This window comes from Ruegeria sp. HKCCD8929, assembly GCF_013031405.1.
Lineage (GTDB): Bacteria > Pseudomonadota > Alphaproteobacteria > Rhodobacterales > Rhodobacteraceae > Ruegeria.
In genome coordinates this window covers 72,417-92,640 of record NZ_WPZY01000001.1, presented here as the reverse complement: position 1 = coordinate 92,640, position 20,224 = coordinate 72,417, and the positions used below count along the sequence as shown (strand labels likewise).

Below are 20,224 nucleotides of genomic sequence, written 5' to 3'. Positions count from 1 at the left end.
AGCATTTACATCCCCTGAATTACAATTTTCACACGAACTCTGGCAAACCGACCCCAAAAAGAAAAGGGACTTGGGCGTTAATCATGCAGCCCGACAAAGACAAAAGGCCGCCCGATCCCGGGCGGCCTCCTTGTTCTTGCTAAAGTATGGTCGCCGAAGGTCTGGCCCGGCAAGGACAAACCTGTTCAGCCAACCACGTTGAACTCCGGCCCGTAAGGATAGCCGGTGATGTTCTCGTTACCATCCTCGGTGATGACCAGAATGTCGTGCTCGCGATAGCCGCCCGCGCCCGGTTCGCCAGCGGCGATGGTCAGCATCGGCTCCATCGAGATCACCATTCCCGGCTCAAGCACCGTGTCGATATCCTCGCGCAGTTCCAGCCCCGCCTCGCGGCCATAGTAATGCGACAGCACCCCAAAGGAATGGCCGTAGCCAAAGGTGCGGTATTGTAGCAGGTCGCGCTCGGCAAAGAACTCGTTGATCTTGTGGGTGACCTCGGCACAGCTCACGCCCGGTTTCAGCAGGGACATGCCGTATTCATGGGCCGCAACGTTGGCCTCCCAGATCTTCAGGCTGGCGGGATCGACCTCTTCCACGAACATGGTGCGTTCCAGCGCGGTGTAATAGCCCGAGATCATCGGGAAGGTGTTCAGCGACAGGATATCGCCCCGCTGCAACACCCGGCCCGTCACCGGGTTGTGGGCGCCGTCGGTGTTGATGCCCGACTGGAACCACACCCAGGTGTCACGGTATTCGGCATCCGGAAAGCGTTTGGCGATCTCAAACTCCATCGCGTTGCGGCCGGCCATGGCCACGTCGATCTCGCGCACCCCGGCCTTGACCGCGTCACGGATCGCATAGCCGCCCACGTCTGCCACCTGTGCACCGTGCCGGATCAGGGCGATCTCCGCCGGAGACTTCATCATCCGCTGGCGCATGGTGGTTTCGAACAGATCGACCATGGCCGACGGTTTCAGGAAATCCTCCAGCTTGTCGCGCTGCAACAGGCTCAGGTGGTCGCTCTCGTATCCGATCACCTGCCCCTCGCCGGTCACCGACTTGATCGCGCGCCAGTAATTGTCCCGCTGCCAGTCGGTATAGGTGATGCTGTCGCCGTGGCTCCAGCGCCAGGGTTGGCCTGCGTCGATACCGGCACTGATGGTGATGCTCTCGGTCTCGGTCACCACCAGCCCGTAGGGCCGCCCGAAGGCGCAATAGAGAAAGCCCGAGTAATAGGCGATGTTGTGCATCGAGGTGAAGACGGCGGCGGTCGCGCCCGCCTCGGCCATCCGGGCGCGCAGCTCGGCAAGGCGTGTCTCATACTCGGCGGCCTCAAACGGCAGCTTGGCCGGCTGGCCGTTGTGATAACGATAGAAGTCAGGACGTGCGGTCATGACAGACCCTCCTTTGCAGAAAGGTCCCGGCGTTCAGGACGGGGAAATGGGCGCATGCCGCACGGCATGAGGCGACGCCATCGCCAGGGCCCGCGCGCAATCTGGCGCATCCTGCAGAGTCGATCAAGCGTGACCTGATTCAATTAACTTGTTAACCTAAATATGATCAAATCTGGATTGATTCCACATTCAGAGTGGCCATAGACAAACACCGCCCCACCTGTTTGGGTGCGCGCAACTGAATGCAAGCCGGAGGCTCAACCATGCTGGACGCAACAACCGATCTGAAATCGCTCCTCTCGAAACCGGACCTGCTGGTGACCAAGGCCTATATCGGCGGACAGTGGGTCGACGGCGACCATGGCACCTTTGCGGTGACCAACCCGGCGCGCGGCGATGTGGTGGCCGAGGTGGCGGATGTCAGCCGCGCGCAAGTCGCGGGTGCCATCGCGCAGGCCGAGGCGGCGCAGAAGGAGTGGGCGAAGTACACCGGCAAGGAGCGTGCCGCGATCCTGCGTCGCTGGTACGACCTGATGATGGAAAACGCGCAGGATCTGGGTCGCATCCTGACCGCCGAGCAGGGCAAACCGCTGGCAGAGGCGGTGGGCGAGGTCGCATACGGCGCATCATTCATCGAGTTTTTCGGTGAAGAGGCCAAGCGCATCTATGGCGAGACCATCCCCGGCCACCAGCGTGACAAGCGCATCACCGTGCTGAAACAGCCCATCGGTGTGGCCGCCTCGATCACGCCGTGGAACTTCCCCAACGCGATGATCACCCGCAAGGCAGGCCCGGCGCTGGCCGCGGGCTGTGCCTTTGTCGCCCGTCCGGCGGCTGAAACCCCGCTGTCGGCCTTGGTTCTGGCCGCGCTGGCGGAAGAAGCGGGTATACCGGCTGGCGTGTTCAACGTGGTGCCATCGTCCCGCTCAAGCGACATCGGCAAGGAGTTCTGCGAGAACCCCGGCGTGCGCAAGCTGACCTTCACCGGCTCGACCGAGGTGGGCCGCATCCTGCTGCGGCAGGCCGCCGATCAGGTGATGAAATGCTCGATGGAGCTGGGAGGCAACGCGCCCTTCATCGTGTTCGACGATGCCGATCTGGACGCCGCGGTCGAAGGCGCGATGCTGTGCAAGTTCCGCAACAATGGTCAGACCTGCGTCTGCGCCAACCGCATCTATGTACAGGCCGGGGTCTATGACGCCTTCGCCGCCAAGCTGAAAGCCGCCGTTGAAGCTTTGCAGGTGGGCGATGGCCTGACCGACGGCACCACCACCGGCCCGCTGATCAACACCGAGGCGGTCGCCAAAGTGCAGGAGCATATCGCGGACGTCACCGCCAAGGGCGGCGTGATCCTGACCGGCGGTCTACCGCATGATCTGGGTGGCACATTCTTTCAGCCAACCATCGTGACAGGCGTCACACAAGACATGATGGTCGCTCAGGACGAAACCTTTGGCCCCCTCGCTCCACTCTTCAAATTCGAGGACGAGGATGACGTGATCGCCATGGCCAATGACACCATCTTTGGCCTTGCTTCCTATTTCTACGCCAAGGATCTGAGCCGGGTCTACAAGGTGGCCGAGGCGCTGGAATACGGCATCGTCGGGGTTAACACCGGCATCATCTCGACCGAGGTCAGCCCGTTTGGCGGCGTCAAGCAATCCGGGCTGGGCCGCGAGGGCAGCCATCACGGCATCGACGACTATCTGGAGATGAAGTACATCTGCATGTCGGTCTAACCGGGCCGGACCATCATCCCCGCCAGGCGGGTGACAGCCTCGTTCCACGCGCCCTCTTCCTCGGGCGTCAGATCGTCGCCCATCACATCCCGCAGCGCGGCCATCAGTGAACTGGCCGCGCATTGCAATTGCGTTGCAGTCAGATTGAATCGAGCATGGCTTTCCGCCAGCGCGATGCCGACATCGTGAAAGCTGCCTTTGTCAATCAGGCTGCGGACCGACGCCGCAAGCATGGTGGCGAACATCTCCTTCTGCACCATGAAGTCGCCGTGAAACAGCCCTTCGGCCTCGGGCATGTTCTTGAAAAGATGGTGATAAAACCGCTCGGTCAACTCGCCCTTGCGGGCAAAAACGCGGGCAAAGCTGTTCTGAACAAGGGAAATCGGAGCACTCATCATCACGTGTCAGCCTTCGGTTTTGCAACCGCGCGCAAAACAGCACGGCCCGCAACGCCAGTATCAACGCCAGCAGTTAACGGGATGTTTCGACGGACCGGTTTTTTGTCACGAAACCGATGCAAAAGCTTTGCAAAACCGTGATGCATTGCGGCCATGCCGATCTTGTTAATCAAGAGAGGAGCCTTCAGCGATGCCGTTGCGCCTGCTGTGCCTGACATCCGCCCTTGCCCTGACCGCCGGTCAGGCACTGGCGGAGATGAATTTCAACCGGATCGCATCCTTCCCCGTGGTGCGCAATATGGAAGCGGGCGCCGATACCACCCGCGAGACCTCGCCCGAGATCATCGCCACCACAGCCGATGGCATGACGCTGGTCTATACCGACAGCCCGCTGGGCGTGATCGGCATGGTGGATATCGCCGATCCGGCCAAACCCGCCCCCTTGGGCGCGCTGGATGTGGGCGGTGAGCCGACCTCGGTCGGGATCATCGGCGCGACGGCCTTTGTCGGCGTGAACACCTCAGAAAGCTACACCCAGCCCTCGGGCAAGCTGCTGTCGGTGGACGTGGCGGCCAAGACTGAAACCGGCTCCTGCGATCTGGGCGGTCAGCCCGACAGCGTCGCGGTGGCGCCGGACGGATCGTTCATCTCGGTCGCCATCGAGAATGAACGCGATGAAGACCTGAACGACGGGGCCCTGCCGCAGATGCCCGCCGGATCGCTGGTCATGGTTCCGGTCGCCGAGGGCGCGCTGGATTGCGCCGCAATGACCATGGTCAGCCTAACCGGGCTGGCCGAGGTTGCGGGCGACGATCCCGAGCCGGAATTCGTGGATATCAACGGTCTGGGCGAAACCGTCGTGACGCTGCAGGAAAACAACCACATTGTGGTAGTGGATCGCGACGGCCAGATCGTCAGCCATTTCTCGGCTGGCGCCGTTGATCTGGACGGCATCGACGCCACCGATGAGCGCGGCGCGCTGATCTTTATCGAGAGCCAGCCGGGTCGCCTGCGCGAACCGGACGCGGTGAAGTGGATCGACGACCAGCGTTTCGCCACCGCCAACGAGGGCGATTACGAGGGCGGCTCGCGCGGCTGGACCATCTTCGCCAAGGACGGGAGCGTGGTTTACGAAAGCGGCGTCTCGTTCGAGCACGCAATCGTGCAGATCGGCCACTATCCGGACAAACGCTCGGACAGCAAAGGGATCGAGCCAGAAAGCGTGACCGCAGCCACCTTCGGCGGCACGCCGATGGTCTTTGTGGGGGCCGAGCGTGCCTCGGTCGTCGGTGTCTACGATGTGACCGACCCGGCCAATCCGGCGCTGAAACAGCTGCTGCCGTCGGGCGTTGGACCCGAAGGCTATGTGACCATCCCCCAGCGCAACCTGCTGATCTCGGCCAACGAAAAGGACCTGATCGAGGATGGCGGCCCCCGCGCCCATGTGATGATCTACGAATATCAGGAGGCACCCGCCGCCTATCCGTATCTGACCTCGGCCGGCGCGGATGAGCTGATCGGCTGGGGCGCGCTGTCAGGCATGGTCGCCGATGAGGACAGCATGATCTGGGCAGTGAATGATAGCTTCTATGGCTTCCAACCCTCGATCTTCAAGATCGACCCGTCCCAGAGCCCGGCCCGCATCACCGACGTGATCCGCATCACCCGCAACGGCAGCCCGGCGCAGAAGCTGGACCTTGAAGGCATTACGCTGGACGGCAAGGGCGGGTTCTACGTAGCCTCCGAAGGCCGCACAGACCGGGTGATCCCGCACGCGATCTATCACGTGCAGCCCGATGGCGCGATCAAGGCCAAGAAGGGTGAAGTCGGTCTGCCGCCCGAACTGATGGCTGTCGAAAAGCGCTTTGGCTTCGAAGGCATCACCCGCGTGGGCGACACCCTGTGGATGGCCGTGCAGCGCGAGTGGAAGGACGATCCGAAGCATCATGTAAAGCTGGTGGCCTACAATCTTAAGACCAAGGAATGGGGTGCCGTGCTCTATCCCAAGGCCGAGCCTGAAACCGGCTGGGTCGGTCTGAGCGAGATCGTGGCCAATGGCGATCATGTCTATGTCATCGAGCGCGACAACCAGCATGATTCCCGCGCCGTGACCAAAAAGATCTACCGCATTCCGCTGAGCCAGATGGTTCCCGCCCCGCTGGGCAGCGACCTGCCGGTGGTGAGCAAGGAGTTGGTGCGCGACCTGCTGCCCGATCTCACCTCGACCGGCGGTTATGTGCTGGACAAGGTCGAAGGCCTGGCGATCCTGCCCTCGGGCGAAGGATTCGTGATCACAGACAATGACGGTGTCGACGATGCCTCGGGCGAAACCATGTTCTGGTCCATCGGCAACGTGACCGACGGCAGCTGAGCCCACCGAAACAACATCGAGGGCGTCAGGCGCTTCCCGCTTGACGCCCTTTTTGCGTGTCCGTAAACAGGCGCCTTTCTGTTTTACCGTCGGGAGGGATCGGGCATGGCACAGCATGGCCCCGTATTGGGTATTGATTTCGGCACCTCCAACTCGGCAGCGGGCTATCTGCGCGACGGCAAACCCCACCTGATCCAGATGGCACCCGGTCAGACGACGCTGCCCACCACGTTCTTCTTCGATTTCGAGACCCGGCAGACGCTGATCGGTGAACCGGCCAACCAGGCGCTGCTCGACGGGACCGAAGGGCGGTTCATGCGCGCGCTGAAACGGGTGTTGGGCACCGGTTTGATGCACGAGAAACGCCAGATCCTGAATGAACGGGTCACCCTTGTCGACATCATCGCCCGCTTCCTGCGCGAGATCAAAACCCGTGCCGAGGCCGAAACCGGGTTGACCTTCGACCGTACGCTGTCGGGCCGCCCGGTGGTGTTTCACGGCACCGGCGACCGGCGCGAAGCGCAGGCCGAGGCGGATCTGCGCGCCTGCTACATCGCGGCGGGTTTCAAAGAGGTCGACTTTCTGTTCGAACCCGAGGCCGCCGCCATCGCCAGCGGCACGCTGGACCAGTCGGGCGAGATCGGGTTGATCGTCGATATCGGCGGCGGCACCTCGGATTTTTCGCTGTTCCGGTCGAGCAATGACGGGGTCTCGATCCTGGCCAATCACGGGGTTCGCATCGGCGGCACCGATTTCGACCGCTCGATCAATATCGACCGGGTGATGCCGCTCTTGGGCAAGGGATCGACCCTGCGCAAGGCCATCGGCCCCGGCACCACGCCTGCGCCCAACGCGATCTTCAACGATCTGGCGACGTGGGAGAAGATTCCCTTTCTTTACAGCGCCCAAACCCGTCGCATGGTCGAGGAGATGGCGCGGCTGTCCGAAACGCCAGAGAGGATGAGCCGCCTCGTCACCGTTTTGCAGGATGAGCTGGGTCATGATCTGGCCTTTGCCGTCGAGCGCGGCAAGATCGCCGCCAACAACGGCGCAAACTGCCCGTATATCGCGCTGGACCAGATCGAGCACACACTGACCGTTGCGCTTCCCGCCGAAGAACTGGCCCTGATCCTTGCCGTTCACGCCCAAGCGCTGGCTGGCGGAGCCACCGAAACCCTGCAACTGGCAGGCGCGACCGCAAAACAGGTCGACCGCGTGATCTATGTCGGTGGGTCCAGCCTGATGTCGATCGTCTCACACACGATGGAGGCATTGTTCCCGGATGCCCGGCATTCCTTCACCGAAGTATTCACCGCCGTTACCGATGGCCTCGCCATCGCCGCCAACCGGGCCTGAGCCGATACGAAAACACCCCGCGCCATATTCCGGCACGGGGTGCAGCGATAACCAAGGGAGGGAGGAGATTATCGCATCGAGGTCCTGCGGAGGATCACCGCAATGCGGAACCTCAGTTTACGGCCTTCGCGTCAACCACGTTCTTTTCGATGGCCTTCGCCGAAGTGATCTCGATCCGGCGCGGTTTTAATGCCTCGGGCACTTCGCGCTGCAGGTCGATATGCAGCATACCGTTCTCATGGCTCGCACCTGTCACGCGCACATGATCGGCCAGCGTAAAACGGCGTTCAAAGGCGCGGGTTGCGATGCCACGATGCAGATAGGTACGCTCCTTGTCTTCGGCGGCTTTCTTGCCTGCCACGACAAGGGAATTCTCTTTTAGCTCAACCGTCAGATCCTCTTCGGCGAATCCCGCGACAGCAACCGAGATGCGATAGGCATCAGCAGCGGTCTTTTCGATGTTGTAAGGGGGATAGCTCGGCTGGGCCATGTCACTGGTCAGCACCCGATCCATCATGTCCGCGATCTGGTCGAAACCGATGGTCGCACGGTGCAGGGGTGCAAAATCAAAGCTACGCATGTGTCGTTATCCTCATCTCTTGAGCGATTTACGAGTTGTGCCCTCCATCCGGACGGGCGTTCATAGATCATCGGACCCCGGTTAGTGGCGATCCGATACCGATGAGATGGGAAAAGGTGTGGGGGGTTTCAAGACCCGCCGGAACTGATGAATTTTGCACCAGAACTGGATTTGTCCGAACCCACCTGCAATCGGCGAATCGTCGCCTTGGGTGGCGGCGCGTCCTTGCGCAGGATGGCTTTTAGCTGGCTGACGATACCGGGAAGCTCCATGCCGTAACCGACAGGCGTTCCGCGGGCTCGGGCGCCCGCGGATACAACCGACAGGATCTGCCAGCGCGGGCCGGATTTGGCCAGGATCGCCGAGCCCGACGATCCGAAGGTGATATCGCAATCGAAGGCGACCAGCCCCTGCTGTCTGAACAGAATGCGACAGGACCGCTGCCTTGTGATCGCCTCGGATCGCCCGCGCCCGTAAGAGGCAACGCTGACCTCGGCGCCAGAGACGTTTCCGTTGTGCAGCGCGAAAGGGTTGGCCAGCGACAGGGGGATGGGCTGATCCAGCCGCATCAATGCCACGTCGACCCGAACACGCTCGGCCGAGACCGGTGCGTTTACAACGAATTTTGGATGGGCAGCGATCTGGATCACCTTGCGGTCCGCCACGGACTTTCCGTCGCTCAGCCCCGCCCGAAACGTAAGCTCTCCTGCCGCAAAGGGCCGGCCGCCTTCCCTATCTAGCGCACAATGTGCGGCGGTCAATACAAGGTCCGGCGCGATCAGGGTGCCGGTGCAAAACCCGGATTCCCCGATATCAAGGCGGCCCACCGCCTCCCATCCCAGCAAATCCTCCCGATCGGTAAGGCGGCGCGAAATAGCCTGAGCATGAGCGGACGTGGTTGAAAGCAGAAGGCTGAACAGGACAAACAGGCGGATCATGGTTTAACGAACTTGGCTCCGGTTTTGTTACGAGGACCACCCACCGTGATGCGGCTGGAGCGCGGTGCGTCAGCCTGATTGAACCCGCCGCCAGCATCCAACTCGGCCTGTAGCAGGCCCAGCGCCTCTTCCAGCGTTGACCCAAGCGCCACACGTTCGCCCTGCAATTCAGCCTTTGCGGACACCACGGACACGATCCGAGGCCGCTCACCCGAGAAGGAAAAGACCGGCGCGCCGGAGGACCCGAAATCCACATCGCAGGACATCACCAGAATGCCCTGCTGCCTTGCCATGACTGAACAAACCTCTTGCAGCGAAGGGGCCTCGGACCGGTCCATCGCGTATGAAACGACGCCCACTTCTTCGCCCCGCGCCGGGCGCTCTCCGGTCTCGAAGGGGATCACGGTGGTGTTGCGGATCGGTTGCTGCAACTCGATGAGGGCCACGTCGTTGCGCACCCGCTGGGTCGACGCATCGGCGCCGTATTCGTAGTCGGGATGCACCACCGCGCGGCGCACCGAGCGATAGGCCGACGCGCGACCCCGTCGCCATCCTGCCAGAAACTCGATCCGCGCGGGGTCGATCCTTTCATCCGTGGTTTTGTCGAACAGGCAGTGCGCCGCCGTCAGAACCAGATTTGGCGCGATCAGCGCGCCGGTGCAAAACCCGGTGCCGTCGATGTCGAGGCGGCCAACCGCCATCCACTCGCGACCGGAATCACTGGTGTCGAGGCTTTTCAGCCCCGAGTCCTGCGCCACAGCTGCCGCAGGCAGCAGGACCAGCGCCATCACCTTGACCCAGTTACGCACCAACATCTCCGGTTCCCGTCACAAGGCCATATTGATATCGGTTGGGTGAGGCGAAAATAGGGCAGAAAGTATAACATGACGGTGAGTGACGCTGTGTTGCACAGGCCCTACACCTGTTTCTTAGCGCAGGATCGGGACGTCCTTTATGGCTTGGACCCGTGCCTCCATCGCGGGCGGTTTCGGGCCGCCAGTCGCCCAGTCGAGCAATTCGACCGTATGCACGATTGGCAGATTCGTCCCCGACCCGATCTGTATCATGCATCCGATGTTGCCTGCCGCGATCAGATCGGGTTGCCTTGCCTCAAGCGTCCGCACCTTGCGCGCCTTTAGCTGCGCCGAAATCTCCGGCTGCATCAGGTTATAGGTGCCGGCGCTGCCGCAGCAAAGATGACTGTCCGCAGGCTCAACCACATTGAACCCGGCGCGTTTCAGCAATGTCTTGGGGTGGGTCGTGATCTTTTGCCCGTGCTGTAACGAGCAGGCGGCGTGATAGGCCACGGTCAGCTCCTGATCGGCCCCATCGGGCAGATCGAGCTGCATCAGCAACTCGCTTACATCCACCGCGATCTCGGACACCCGCCGGGCGTCCTCGGCCAGCGAATCGTTGCGGAACATATGGCCGTAATCCTTGACCGTCGTGCCGCAGCCACTGGTGTTGATGACGATCGCATCCAAACCCGGCCCGTCCATTTCGCGCGCCCAGGCACGGATATTTCGAGCCGCCGTGCGATGGCTTTCCTCCGTCTTGCCCATGTGATGGGTCAGCGCGCCGCAGCACCCTGCCCCGTCGGCCACCACCACTTCACAGCCCAGCCGGGTCAGCAGCCGAATGGTGGCATCGTTGATGTCGGTGTTCAGCGCTTTCTGTGCACACCCGGTCATCAGCGCCACACGTTTGATCCCCTGGCCCTGCGGCGCAAAGCTCTGCGGATCGTCATTGCGGCTGACCGGAGGGATACGTTTCGGCGCCATATCCAGCATCGCGCGCAGCCGGGCGTCTGGCATCAGGAACCGAAATGGCCGCCCAACCTTGGCTCCGAGCAGCGCCAGCCGGAACCGGGTCGGATAGGGCAGTATCCGCGCCAAAATCCAACGCAGGGCCCGATCCGAGAACGGGCGCTTGTAGTTGGCCTCGATATACTCCCGCGCGTGATCCACCAGATGCATGTAGTGCACGCCCGAGGGGCAGGTGGTCATGCAGGCCAGACAGGACAGGCACCGGTCGATATGCTTGACCGCCTTCTCATCTGGCACCCGCTCGTTTTCCAGCATGTCCTTGATCAGGTAGATCCGCCCGCGCGGGCTGTCGAGCTCATCCCCCAGCACCTGATAGGTCGGACAGGTGGCGGTACAGAACCCGCAATGCACGCAGCTCCGCAGGATTTCATTCGAGCGCCGGATGGCCGGGTCTTTCAACTGTTCCGCTGTGAATGTCGTCTGCATGACCTACCCCATCAGCCCCGGATTGAAGAGCCCACGCGGATCGAATCTTTGCCGCAGCCCATTGGAGAGTGCCGCAAGTGCAGGCGGCTCCGGTTGGAACATACCCAAGCTGGCACGCGTTTCCTCGCTGGCCCGAACCAGCGTGGCATGGCCGTCAAACGCCCCCAACCGCGCTCGCAAGTCGGCGCCTTCTGGCACCAGCGCCCAGATCAGCCCGCCGCCCCAATCGAATAGCAGCTTCTCGGCTTCGGCTCGCGCTGCAATCCCGGGCGCTTCCTTCGGCGTCACAGATATCCGCCAAACGTCGCCCGTCGTCCCGTGAAACATCTCGACATCACGAATGGCTCGCCATACCGCCCCGGACTCACCAACACGCTCAACGTCGCCATGCTCGGCTAAAAGCGCCCCAAGTCGCCCGGTCCGATAGTCCACCCAGTCCGCAAACCCCTCGATCCGCAACAGCGCCTGCCCCGCCGCTGGATCATACGCCGCCCCCGTCACCTCAAAGGGTGAGCCCAACCCAACCGACGACACCTGCACCGCACGTTCCACATCGGGCACTCTGACAGCCAGCGTTGTCTCAGCCTCAGACTGCGGCAGCACCTTGAGCGACACCTCGCTCAGCAACCCCAACGTCCCCCAGGACCCGGCCATCAGCTTGACCAGATCATAGCCGGTGACGTTCTTCATCACCCGGCCACCGTTCTTGACGATCTGCCCGGTGCCATCGACATACCGCACCCCCAGCAGGAAATCCCGGCACGCCCCGGCTTGCACCCGGCGCGGGCCCGAAACATTGGCCGCCACAACCCCGCCGATGGTCGGCTCGCCACGCGTTCCGAGCAGCCCACGATGATCCATCGGCTCGAAGGCCAGCCGCTGCCCTTCCGCCGCCAGTGCCGCCTCGATCTCGGCCACTGGCGTCCCCGCCTTGGCCACCAGGGTCAGCGCGCCCGGTTCATACAGCTCGATCCCACGCAACCCGGTAGTGCACAGCTCCTGCCCCTCCCCGAACACACCCCGGGTGCTGCCTCCGACAATCCGCACCGGTCCGTTCAGCCCGGCCACGGTCTCGGCCAGTTCAGCCTCTGTTTCAGGTCTCATCCCATATCTTCTTCTGTTCAAAAATATCCCGGGGTGAATTGGGCCAACGGCCCAAGAGGGGCTGGCCCCTTACTCCGCCGCCATCCGTGCCGCCCGGCGGGCCTCCGATACCTCCAGCGGAAACACCTTGGCCGGGTTTAGCAACCAAGCCGGATCGAACACATCCTTCACGGCCATTTGGGCCTCAAGATCGGCCCGCCCGTACTGATGCAGCATCAGATCGCGCTTTTCGATGCCCACCCCGTGCTCACCGGTCAGACACCCGCCCGCATCGACGCAGAGCTTCAGGATCTCGGCTCCGAACGCCTCGCATTTCTCAAGATCGCCGGGCTTGTTGGCGTCGAACAGGATCAAGGGGTGCATGTTGCCGTCACCCGCATGGAACACGTTGCCGACGGGCAGGCCGTACTCATCGCTCAACTCCCCGATCCGCCGCAGCACCATCGGCAGCGCGGACACCGGGATCGTGCCATCGAGGCACATGTAATCGTTGATCTGCCCCATGGCGCCAAAGGCCGATTTCCGCCCCAGCCAGATCCTGGCGCTTTCCTCTTCCGACTGGCTTTCGCGCAGCTCCACCGGATTGTGGCGACGGGCGATCTCAATGATCTTGGCCAACTGACTGTCGATCTCGGCCTCCGAACCCTCGACCTCGACAATCAGCAGCGCTTCGCAATCGGGATAACCGGCACCGGCAAAATTCTCGCAGGCCTGAATGCACAAGCGGTCCATGAACTCGATCGCCACCGGCAGGATGCCCGACTTGATGATGTCAGAGACGCATTGCCCCGCCACCTCATTGTCATCGAACCCCATCAGCACCGGCCGCGCGCCCTCGGGCTTGCGCAGGATGCGCAGCGTGGCCTCGGTCACCACGCCCAGCTGCCCTTCGGACCCGCAGATCACCCCCAAAAGATCCAGCCCGCCCGCATCCAGATAGGCCCCACCGATCTCGACCACGGTGCCGTCCATGAGCACCATAGTCACACCCAGCAGGTTGTTGGTGGTCACCCCGTACTTCAGGCAATGCGCTCCGCCCGAGTTCATCGCGATATTGCCAGCGATGGCGCAGGCAAGCTGTGACGAGGGGTCAGGAGCGTAGAAGAACTCTTCTTCCTCTACCGCGCCGGTGACGCTCAGGTTGGTGCGGCCCGACTGCACCCGAATGATGCGATTTTCGTAATCGGTCTCGAGCACCTCGTTCATCCGTGCCACGCCAAGGATCACGCTATCCGCCGTCGGCAGCGCCCCACCCGCAAGTGAGGTTCCGGCCCCGCGCGGCACCACTGGCACGCCCGCCGCATGGCAGATGCGCAGCACCTCCGAGACCTCCTGCGTCGAGGATGGCAACACCGCCAGCATCGGCGCGCATTTGTAGGCAGTCAGCGCGTCGCATTCATAGACGCGGGTCTCGGCCTCGTCATGGATCACCGCGTCCTTGGGCAGGACCTTCAACAAACGCTCGACCAGCTTCGCCTTGCGCGCCAGCACGCCGGGATCGGGTTTCGGCATCTCCATGGAACATCCTCCGTTTGGTAAAGTAATATTACCAATTTCACGATCTGGCAAGTTGAACTGGTAAGGCTTACTGTCGCAGCCATGACCTGGATCGACCGCGCCCTGCTGTTTTCGCCTTACGACTTTGCCGCCGTTGCACTGCTGGTGGCCGCCTGGATGTGGATCGGCTGGCGCATCGATAATCCGGCGCCCGGCAAACCCTCGGTCACTGCGCTGATGGCGGATTTCCGGCGTATCTGGATGGTGCAGATGGTCACCCGGCAGCCGCGCATGTTCGACGCGCAACTGGTGGCAAACATGCGGCAGAGCACGGCGTTCTTTGCCTCGACCTCTATGATCGCCATCGGCGGGGCGCTGGCGCTTTTCGGTAATACCGAGCGGCTGGCGGGCGTGGCCAACGATCTGGCCATTGGCAGCGCTCCGGCTGTGGTGTGGGAGATCAAGATCCTGATCACGCTGCTGTTTCTGTCAAACGCTTTTCTGAAATTTGTCTGGGCGCATCGGCTGTTCGGCTATTGCGCAGTGCTGATGGCAGCTGTGCCGAATGACCCCGAAGATGCGCTGGCCTATCCCCGCGCGGGCCAGGCCGCCGAGGTCTGCATCACCGCCGCGCGCAGTTTCAACAAGGGGCTCCGGGCGATCTATTTCGCGCTGGCCGCGGTTGCCTGGATGCTGGGGCCAGTGGCGCTGATCCTTGCCACGCTGGCAACGCTGGCGCTGCTTTACCGGCGCGAGTTCGCCTCACATTCGCGCGGGGTCCTGCTGACGATCCCACCGGACACACAGTCGTGATACCGCAGCCCGCAACCGCACAGTTAGGTCACCTCATGAAACATCTGATCCTGTTCTTCCTGCTTGCCTCCCCCGCATTGGCCGACGGGCCGGTTGTCGAAAAAGCCACCGCCCAACGCGCCGGGGATGGCTGGCGATTCGACGTCACGATCTCGCACCCTGATACCGGCTGGGAGCACTATGCCGATGGCTGGCGGGTGCTGGATGTGGAGGGCAACGAGTTGGGTCTGCGCGTGCTTTACCACCCGCATGAACAAGAACAACCCTTCACCCGCTCGCTGGGTGGTGTTCAGGTTCCGGAAGGCGCCACGCAGGTTCAGATACAGGCGCGGTGCATCGTCGATGGCTGGAACACCGAGACCTACACGCTCACGCTGCCCTAGTCGGCCTCACCCCTCTCAGAAGACACTCATGCTCAGCCCGGCGGCCAGGGCCTGCCCGATGTCGCGGCATTGATCCAGCTCTGCCTCTGGAATGGTTTTCTCGGCCAATATCTGTTCGGGAGTCTGGGCATGGGTGCAGATGATCAGCGGCGGCTGCACCTCTTTCAGCCGCCAGCCCTGGGCTATGCGCGCGATCTGGCGCACTGCGTTTTCCCCGTCGGAGCCCGCACAGATCATCTGTGCGTAGGGGCGGCCTTGGATACGGCCCAGAACCGGATAGTAGCAGCGGTCGAAAAACTCCTTCATTGTGCCCGCAATCGCGGCAAGGTTTTCCGGAGCACAGAAAATATAGCCATCGGCCTTCAAAAGGTCCTCGGGGCCAGCCTGATCCGCGGTCTTGAGAACGGTCGGCGCCTCGTCGCGCGCGGCAACCGCCGCGGCCTCGGCCATCTGCCGGCTGCCGCCAGTTCTGGAGTGATATACGATCAGAAGCTCTGCCATCGTCGCCGACCTTACCGCCTGACCAAACCGGACGCCAACGCCTTCACACCCGATGATACGGGCCACCCGACAGGATGTTGGCGGCGCGGTAGATCTGTTCGGCCAGCATCACCCGCACCAGCATGTGCGGCCAGACCATGGCGCCGAAGGACAGGGAAAAATCCGCCTCGGCCCGCAGGCTTGGGCCGATCCCGTCCGCCCCGCCGATGACCAGCGCCAGATCCTGACGCCCAGCATCGCGCCACTTTATCAGCCTGTTGGCAAAATCCGGCGAGGACATCACCCGGCCCCGCTCATCCAGCGTGCAGATCACCGCCCCCTTGGGCAGCGCCTTGCGCAGTAGCGCCGCCTCGGCCCCCATGCCGCCGTTCTTCTTGTCCTCGACCTCGACCACGCGCGCAGGGCCAAGGCCCAAGCCGCGGCCTGTGCGGTCGAACCGGGTCAGATAGTCGTCAATCAGAAGCTTTTCCGGTCCGGCCCGCAATCGACCGACCGCGCAGATACTTATGCGCATTCTCTCTCGCCTCCGGGCCGCTCAATACCGGCCGGGATGCGCCTCAGTTAGCCGAGGCGCTGCTGCCCTGCGGCAGCCACATCTTTTCCAGCTGGTAGAACTCGCGAACCTCGGGGCGGAAGATATGGACGATCACGTCGCCCGTATCGATCAGCACCCAGTCGCCGGCATCCTTGCCTTCAACCTTCGAGGTGAACCCGAATTCATGCTTGATGCGATCCGTCAGCTTTTCCGCCATGGCCGAGACCTGACGTGTCGAACGCCCGGATGCGATCACCATGTAATCCGCAACCGAGGATTTCCCGCGCAGATCGATCTGCACAACGTCTTCGGCCTTGTCATCGGTAAGTGAGGAAAGGATGCGCTCAAGCAGCTTTTCGCTGATAAGCTGAGAGTGGGCCATTACACCGGCCCGGTCTTCGGCGGGCAAACCCGCCTGCGTATGAAGTGACAGGACATAGTCCTCCTTTGTGACGCGCCGTCAGCCCCCCGGCGCTGGGGTACTTAAAAGGTAGCAAGCCACCTGTGACATTTCAATGAAGCCCAAACGCCGTGGCGCCACGTTCCGTCACTCTTTCGGGAGCTGTTGCGTGTCCGCCCCGCTCTCGTCGTCTTCCAGCAGGCGCACCTCTCGCTGCGGGAAGGGGATCGAGATGCCTTCGACCTTGAACGCATCCCACAGGGCCAGAAAGACGTTGCCCCGGATGTTCATCAGACCGGCGGTCGGATCGCTGATCCAGAACCGCAGGACATAGTCAACGCTGCTGTCGCCAAAACCCTTGATGTGGCAGACCGGGTTGTGGCCAGGGCCGCTCAGCACCCGGCTCACGGATTTCACGGCCCGGATGGCCACCGCACGCACGAGATGGGGATCGTCGCTGTAGCTGGTGCCGAACTCAAGATCCAACCGCACGAACCGGTCCGAATGCGACCAATTCACCACCTGACTGGTGATCAGATCCTCGTTCGGGATCAGGTATTCGCGCCCGTCCCGTGTGACTACCGACACGTAGCGTGCGCCAAGCGCGTTGATCCAGCCGAAGGTGTCACCCAGCGAGATGACATCACCCGGTTTGATCGACCGGTCCATCAGGATGATGATGCCCGAGATCAGGTTCGACACCACCTTTTGCAGACCAAAGCCAATACCGACACCGACAGCACCCGAGAGCAGCGCAAGCCCCGTCAGATCGAACCCTAAAGTCCTGATCGCAATCAGAAAGACGATGCCATAAAGCCCGACCTGCAGCGCCTTGGCCAGCAGCACCTGCATCGAGGGTGAGATGTCGTCATTGGCCTCCAACCCGCGCGACGCGGCATGCGTTGCCAGTCGAACGACGGTCAAGAGAACCCCGATCAGCAGACCCGCCTTGAGGATGCCCAGAACCGAAATATGCAGATCGCCCAGTGAAATGGCGATCCCGTCAAGGAAGCTGGCGACGTCATCGGTCAGGTGCAGCGCCACCAGCGTAGCATAGATCCACATCGACCACTGGAAGATCTTGCGCAGGGTGCGGTTGCGCACGAACCACGCCAGCAACGCGATGGCGAGCCATGCCGAGGCGAGCGTCGCCAAAACTCCGACGATATAGCTGCGTGAAGGCCAGGTGAGCTGCTGCATCACAAGATAGACCAGCCAGCAAAGCAGAACGAAATAGACCAGCGTCAGGCGGCGCATGACCTGAACCAGAATGCGCAGCCGCCATTTCGGCCAGCCTTCGCGTGCGCGGGCCCATGCCGACCAGCGGTTCTTGGTGGCCGCCTTCAGACACAGGGCCACCAGGAGCACGACCAGCACGATCACGAGCTGATACTGCCGCCAGCCCGGCGTCAGGAACAGATCGACAAGCCTGCCCCATTGCTGGGCAAAGGCCGCCATCAGTTCCTCGAACGTGAATGGCAAAAGCTCCTGATCCATCCGTCAGCCTCCTGACACGCAACATGACGGTCTTGGGGCGCGATGTGCAAGGGCCCAGCCCAGCGCCGGGCATATCCAAGCTTGATTGACCCAATGACGCGATATATCTGATGCGCATGAGATGCCAACCGGCCCCATCACCGATTCTTCAGGACCGCGCACGCCTGCGCGAGCGGTTCTTTGGGGCTGCCCGCACGGTTCTGGCCCGCCTATAAGCGGCGCCCAGCCACTCGCCAGCTATTCTCAATACACACGGGAGAGGACCGATGTCCCCCAAAACACTCTATGACAAGATCTGGGACGCGCATGTCGCGCATGAGGCAGAGGACGGCACCTGCCTGCTCTATATTGACCGGCACCTCGTGCATGAGGTGACCAGCCCGCAGGCCTTCGAGGGTCTGCGCATGGCGGGCCGCAACGTGCGCGCACCGGACAAGACCATCGCCGTGCCGGATCACAACGTGCCCACGACCGAAGACCGTGTGAACGGCATCGACAACGAAGAAAGCCGCATTCAGGTCGAAGCGCTGGACAAGAATGCCAAGGATTTCGGCATTCACTACTATCCCGTGTCGGATATCCGTCAGGGCATCGTGCATATCGTCGGCCCCGAGCAGGGCTGGACCCTGCCCGGCATGACAGTGGTCTGCGGCGACAGCCACACCGCTACCCATGGCGCATTCGGCGCGCTGGCGCATGGTATCGGTACGTCCGAGGTCGAACATGTGCTGGCCACGCAGACGCTGATTCAGAAGAAGTCCAAGAACATGAAGGTGGAGATCACCGGCAAATTGCAGCCGGGCGTGACCGCCAAGGATATCACTCTGGCCGTGATCGGTGAGACTGGAACCGCTGGCGGTACCGGCTATGTCATCGAATATTGCGGCGAAGCGATCCGTGATCTGTCGATGGAAGGCCGCATGACCGTCTGCAACATGGCGATCGAGGGTGGCGCCCGCGCCGGTCTGATCGCGCCGGACGAGACCACCTTCGAATATGTCAAGGGCCGCCCGCACGCCCCGAAAGGCGCCCAGTGGGAAGCCGCTCTGGACTGGTGGAAGACCCTCTACACCGACGAGGGCGCCCATTTCGACAAGGTCGTGACCATCCGTGGCGAAGACATCCAGCCGGTGGTCACCTGGGGCACCTCGCCCGAGGACGTGCTGCCGATCACCGCAACCGTGCCGCACCCCGAGGATTTCGAGGGCGGCAAGATCGAAGCCGCCAAACGCGCCATCGACTATATGGGCCTCACCCCAGGCCAGAAGCTGACCGATATCGAGATCGACACCGTTTTCATCGGGTCCTGCACCAACGGCCGCATCGAAGACCTGCGCGCCGTCGCCGACGTCGTGAAGGGCAAGAAGGTCAAGGACGGCATGCGCGCCATGATCGTGCCGGGCTCGGGCCTGGTGCGGGCGCAGGCCGAGGAAGAGGGTCTGGCCGATATCTTCAAGGAGGCCGGTTTCGAATGGCGCCTTGCGGGTTGTTCCATGTGTCTGGCGATGAACCCCGACCAACTGGCCCCGGAAGAGCGCTGCGCCGCGACCTCGAACCGGAACTTCGAAGGGCGACAGGGCTACAAGGGCCGCACCCATCTGGTCAGCCCCGCCATGGCCGCCGCTGCCGCGCTGACCGGCAAGCTGACCGACGTTCGCGAGCTGAAGTAAGGAGCCAGCAGAATGGACAAGTTTCAAAAACTCACTGGCATCGCCGCGCCCATGCCGCTCGTGAACATCGACACCGATATGATCATTCCCAAGGTGTTCCTGAAAACCATCAAACGTTCAGGCCTGGGCGTGAACCTGTTCGACGAGATGCGGTATGACCGCGAGGGCAATGAACTGCCCGACTTCGTGCTGAACAAGCCTCAGTACCGCAGTACCGAGATATTGGTGGCGGGCGACAATTTCGGCTGCGGCTCGTCGCGCGAGCACGCGCCATGGGCGATTGCGGATTTCGGCATCCGCTGCGTGATCTCGACCAGCTTTGCCGACATCTTCTTCAACAACTGCTTCAAGAACGGCATCCTGCCCATCGTGCTGTCGCAGGAGCAGGTCGACATCCTGATGCAGGACGCCGAGAAAGGCGAGAACGCCCGCATGACCGTGGACCTCGAAGCGCAGGAAATCACCACGTCGGATGGCGAAGTCATCAAGTTCGAAGTGGACGCGTTCAAGAAGCACTGCCTGCTGAACGGTCTGGACGATATCGGGCTGACCATGGAGAAGGTCGGCGCCATCGACAGTTTTGAGGCACAGGCCGCACAATCACGCCCCTGGGTTTGATCTGATTCTGAGACAAAAGAGGGCGGGCGGGCTCGTTGTATCGAGTTCGCCCCCTTTCTGTATGGGGTTACCCTTGCGTCAACCACAAAATGTAGAAAACTTTTTTCAATACACGTCATATTTGATGCAAACTCGCACCACTGTCGCCATGATTTTGCCTGGAATCATGTGCTAGTTA

At 62.1% G+C, this 20,224-nt stretch carries 20 protein-coding genes; 7 read left to right on the top strand and 13 right to left on the bottom strand.

Annotated elements, in window-relative coordinates; translation table 11 throughout:
• Window positions 1-185: 185 nt before the first annotated feature.
• Window positions 186-1,394 carry an aminopeptidase P family protein gene (locus GOX53_RS00460; RefSeq protein WP_171173023.1) on the bottom strand — a complete coding sequence of 403 codons (1,209 nt, stop codon included), beginning with the start codon at window positions 1,392-1,394 and terminating at the stop codon, window positions 186-188.
• Between the two features lie 263 nt (window positions 1,395-1,657).
• Here GOX53_RS00460 and GOX53_RS00455 point away from each other — a divergent pair, with 263 nt between their 5' ends.
• Window positions 1,658-3,133 carry an NAD-dependent succinate-semialdehyde dehydrogenase gene (locus GOX53_RS00455; protein ID WP_171173022.1) on the top strand — a complete coding sequence of 492 codons (1,476 nt, stop codon included), beginning with the start codon at window positions 1,658-1,660 and terminating at the stop codon, window positions 3,131-3,133.
• On the opposite strand, the gene GOX53_RS00450 is transcribed toward GOX53_RS00455, so the two are convergent.
• Both GOX53_RS00450 and GOX53_RS00445 read right to left on the bottom strand, forming a co-directional pair.
• Window positions 3,130-3,531 carry a globin domain-containing protein gene (locus GOX53_RS00450; protein ID WP_171173021.1) on the bottom strand — a complete coding sequence of 134 codons (402 nt, stop codon included), beginning with the start codon at window positions 3,529-3,531 and terminating at the stop codon, window positions 3,130-3,132. The two genes, GOX53_RS00455 and GOX53_RS00450, sit on opposite strands and share 4 nt — an antisense overlap.
• Complete coding sequence (locus GOX53_RS00445) at window positions 3,531-3,704, bottom strand: hypothetical protein (RefSeq protein WP_171173020.1); 174 nt, start codon at window positions 3,702-3,704, stop codon at window positions 3,531-3,533. Before GOX53_RS00445 ends, GOX53_RS00450 begins: the two co-directional genes overlap by 1 nt.
• Window positions 3,705-3,721: 17 nt before the next feature.
• Here GOX53_RS00445 and GOX53_RS00440 point away from each other — a divergent pair, with 17 nt between their 5' ends.
• Complete coding sequence (locus GOX53_RS00440; protein WP_171173019.1) at window positions 3,722-5,902, top strand: esterase-like activity of phytase family protein; 2,181 nt, start codon at window positions 3,722-3,724, stop codon at window positions 5,900-5,902.
• A 105-nt stretch (window positions 5,903-6,007) separates the two neighbouring features.
• A complete protein-coding gene (locus GOX53_RS00435) occupies window positions 6,008-7,258 on the top strand; it encodes an Hsp70 family protein (RefSeq protein WP_171173018.1) in 1,251 nt (416 codons plus the stop codon).
• Window positions 7,259-7,370: 112 nt separating this feature from the next.
• Here the strand turns inward: GOX53_RS00435 and GOX53_RS00430 are convergent, their stop codons facing one another.
• From GOX53_RS00430 to GOX53_RS00405, 6 genes are all read right to left on the bottom strand, one after another.
• On the bottom strand, window positions 7,371-7,838 hold the full coding sequence (locus GOX53_RS00430; RefSeq protein ID WP_171173017.1) for an Hsp20 family protein: 468 nt from the start codon (window positions 7,836-7,838) through the stop codon (window positions 7,371-7,373).
• Between the two features lie 128 nt (window positions 7,839-7,966).
• Complete coding sequence (locus tag GOX53_RS00425; protein WP_171173016.1) at window positions 7,967-8,776, bottom strand: serine protease; 810 nt, start codon at window positions 8,774-8,776, stop codon at window positions 7,967-7,969.
• Window positions 8,773-9,591: a serine protease gene (locus GOX53_RS00420; RefSeq protein WP_171173015.1), complete on the bottom strand. Its 819-nt coding sequence runs from the start codon at window positions 9,589-9,591 to the stop codon at window positions 8,773-8,775. Before GOX53_RS00420 ends, GOX53_RS00425 begins: the two co-directional genes overlap by 4 nt.
• A 114-nt stretch (window positions 9,592-9,705) precedes the next feature.
• On the bottom strand, window positions 9,706-11,028 hold the full coding sequence (glcF, locus tag GOX53_RS00415; RefSeq protein WP_171173014.1) for a glycolate oxidase subunit GlcF: 1,323 nt from the start codon (window positions 11,026-11,028) through the stop codon (window positions 9,706-9,708).
• Window positions 11,029-11,031: 3 nt separating this feature from the next.
• Complete coding sequence (locus tag GOX53_RS00410; RefSeq protein ID WP_171173013.1) at window positions 11,032-12,132, bottom strand: FAD-binding protein; 1,101 nt, start codon at window positions 12,130-12,132, stop codon at window positions 11,032-11,034.
• A gap of 69 nt (window positions 12,133-12,201) precedes the next feature.
• Window positions 12,202-13,650, bottom strand: a complete 1,449-nt coding sequence (locus tag GOX53_RS00405; RefSeq protein ID WP_171173012.1) for an FAD-linked oxidase C-terminal domain-containing protein — start codon at window positions 13,648-13,650, stop codon at window positions 12,202-12,204.
• Window positions 13,651-13,731: 81 nt separating this feature from the next.
• Here GOX53_RS00405 and GOX53_RS00400 point away from each other — a divergent pair, with 81 nt between their 5' ends.
• Both GOX53_RS00400 and GOX53_RS00395 read left to right on the top strand, forming a co-directional pair.
• Window positions 13,732-14,442 (top strand): DUF599 domain-containing protein, encoded by a 711-nt coding sequence (locus GOX53_RS00400; RefSeq protein WP_171173011.1) that lies wholly within the window; start codon window positions 13,732-13,734, stop codon window positions 14,440-14,442.
• A 35-nt stretch (window positions 14,443-14,477) separates the two neighbouring features.
• Window positions 14,478-14,825, top strand: coding sequence for a hypothetical protein (locus tag GOX53_RS00395; protein ID WP_171173010.1), 348 nt, complete (start codon window positions 14,478-14,480; stop codon window positions 14,823-14,825).
• Between the two features lie 15 nt (window positions 14,826-14,840).
• On the opposite strand, the gene GOX53_RS00390 is transcribed toward GOX53_RS00395, so the two are convergent.
• The 4 genes from GOX53_RS00390 to GOX53_RS00375 form a co-directional block, all read right to left on the bottom strand.
• Entirely contained in the window at window positions 14,841-15,326 is a 486-nt protein-coding gene (locus GOX53_RS00390; protein ID WP_171173009.1) for a flavodoxin family protein, read from the bottom strand.
• A 43-nt stretch (window positions 15,327-15,369) separates the two neighbouring features.
• Window positions 15,370-15,840, bottom strand: coding sequence for a 23S rRNA (pseudouridine(1915)-N(3))-methyltransferase RlmH (gene rlmH, locus GOX53_RS00385; protein WP_171173008.1), 471 nt, complete (start codon window positions 15,838-15,840; stop codon window positions 15,370-15,372).
• 43 nt (window positions 15,841-15,883) lie between these two features.
• Window positions 15,884-16,243: a ribosome silencing factor gene (rsfS, locus tag GOX53_RS00380; RefSeq protein WP_171173007.1), complete on the bottom strand. Its 360-nt coding sequence runs from the start codon at window positions 16,241-16,243 to the stop codon at window positions 15,884-15,886.
• Between the two features lie 165 nt (window positions 16,244-16,408).
• Window positions 16,409-17,758 carry a mechanosensitive ion channel family protein gene (locus GOX53_RS00375; protein WP_171173006.1) on the bottom strand — a complete coding sequence of 450 codons (1,350 nt, stop codon included), beginning with the start codon at window positions 17,756-17,758 and terminating at the stop codon, window positions 16,409-16,411.
• Window positions 17,759-18,024: 266 nt separating this feature from the next.
• On the opposite strand from GOX53_RS00375, the gene leuC reads away from it, so the two are divergent.
• Both leuC and leuD read left to right on the top strand, forming a co-directional pair.
• Entirely contained in the window at window positions 18,025-19,428 is a 1,404-nt protein-coding gene (gene leuC / locus GOX53_RS00370; protein ID WP_171173005.1) for a 3-isopropylmalate dehydratase large subunit, read from the top strand.
• A gap of 12 nt (window positions 19,429-19,440) precedes the next feature.
• On the top strand, window positions 19,441-20,046 hold the full coding sequence (gene leuD / locus GOX53_RS00365) for a 3-isopropylmalate dehydratase small subunit (RefSeq protein WP_171173004.1): 606 nt from the start codon (window positions 19,441-19,443) through the stop codon (window positions 20,044-20,046).
• Window positions 20,047-20,224 lie beyond the last annotated feature (178 nt).

Excerpts from the sequence above, each read along its gene's own strand:
- GOX53_RS00460 (WP_171173023.1), bottom strand. The coding sequence starts at position 1,394 with ATGACCGCACGTCCTGACTTCTATCGTTATCACAACGGCCAGCCGGCC.
- GOX53_RS00455 (WP_171173022.1), top strand. The coding sequence starts at position 1,658 with ATGCTGGACGCAACAACCGATCTGAAATCGCTCCTCTCGAAACCGGAC.
- GOX53_RS00450 (WP_171173021.1), bottom strand. The coding sequence starts at position 3,531 with ATGATGAGTGCTCCGATTTCCCTTGTTCAGAACAGCTTTGCCCGCGTT.
- GOX53_RS00440 (WP_171173019.1), top strand. The coding sequence starts at position 3,722 with ATGCCGTTGCGCCTGCTGTGCCTGACATCCGCCCTTGCCCTGACCGCC.
- GOX53_RS00435 (WP_171173018.1), top strand. The coding sequence starts at position 6,008 with ATGGCACAGCATGGCCCCGTATTGGGTATTGATTTCGGCACCTCCAAC.
- GOX53_RS00430 (WP_171173017.1), bottom strand. The coding sequence starts at position 7,838 with ATGCGTAGCTTTGATTTTGCACCCCTGCACCGTGCGACCATCGGTTTC.
- GOX53_RS00425 (WP_171173016.1), bottom strand. The coding sequence starts at position 8,776 with ATGATCCGCCTGTTTGTCCTGTTCAGCCTTCTGCTTTCAACCACGTCC.
- GOX53_RS00420 (WP_171173015.1), bottom strand. The coding sequence starts at position 9,591 with ATGTTGGTGCGTAACTGGGTCAAGGTGATGGCGCTGGTCCTGCTGCCT.
- glcF (WP_171173014.1), bottom strand. The coding sequence starts at position 11,028 with ATGCAGACGACATTCACAGCGGAACAGTTGAAAGACCCGGCCATCCGG.
- GOX53_RS00410 (WP_171173013.1), bottom strand. The coding sequence starts at position 12,132 with ATGAGACCTGAAACAGAGGCTGAACTGGCCGAGACCGTGGCCGGGCTG.
- GOX53_RS00405 (WP_171173012.1), bottom strand. The coding sequence starts at position 13,650 with ATGGAGATGCCGAAACCCGATCCCGGCGTGCTGGCGCGCAAGGCGAAG.
- GOX53_RS00400 (WP_171173011.1), top strand. The coding sequence starts at position 13,732 with ATGACCTGGATCGACCGCGCCCTGCTGTTTTCGCCTTACGACTTTGCC.
- GOX53_RS00395 (WP_171173010.1), top strand. The coding sequence starts at position 14,478 with ATGAAACATCTGATCCTGTTCTTCCTGCTTGCCTCCCCCGCATTGGCC.
- GOX53_RS00390 (WP_171173009.1), bottom strand. The coding sequence starts at position 15,326 with ATGGCAGAGCTTCTGATCGTATATCACTCCAGAACTGGCGGCAGCCGG.
- rlmH (WP_171173008.1), bottom strand. The coding sequence starts at position 15,840 with ATGCGCATAAGTATCTGCGCGGTCGGTCGATTGCGGGCCGGACCGGAA.
- rsfS (WP_171173007.1), bottom strand. The coding sequence starts at position 16,243 with ATGGCCCACTCTCAGCTTATCAGCGAAAAGCTGCTTGAGCGCATCCTT.
- GOX53_RS00375 (WP_171173006.1), bottom strand. The coding sequence starts at position 17,758 with ATGGATCAGGAGCTTTTGCCATTCACGTTCGAGGAACTGATGGCGGCC.
- leuC (WP_171173005.1), top strand. The coding sequence starts at position 18,025 with ATGTCCCCCAAAACACTCTATGACAAGATCTGGGACGCGCATGTCGCG.
- leuD (WP_171173004.1), top strand. The coding sequence starts at position 19,441 with ATGGACAAGTTTCAAAAACTCACTGGCATCGCCGCGCCCATGCCGCTC.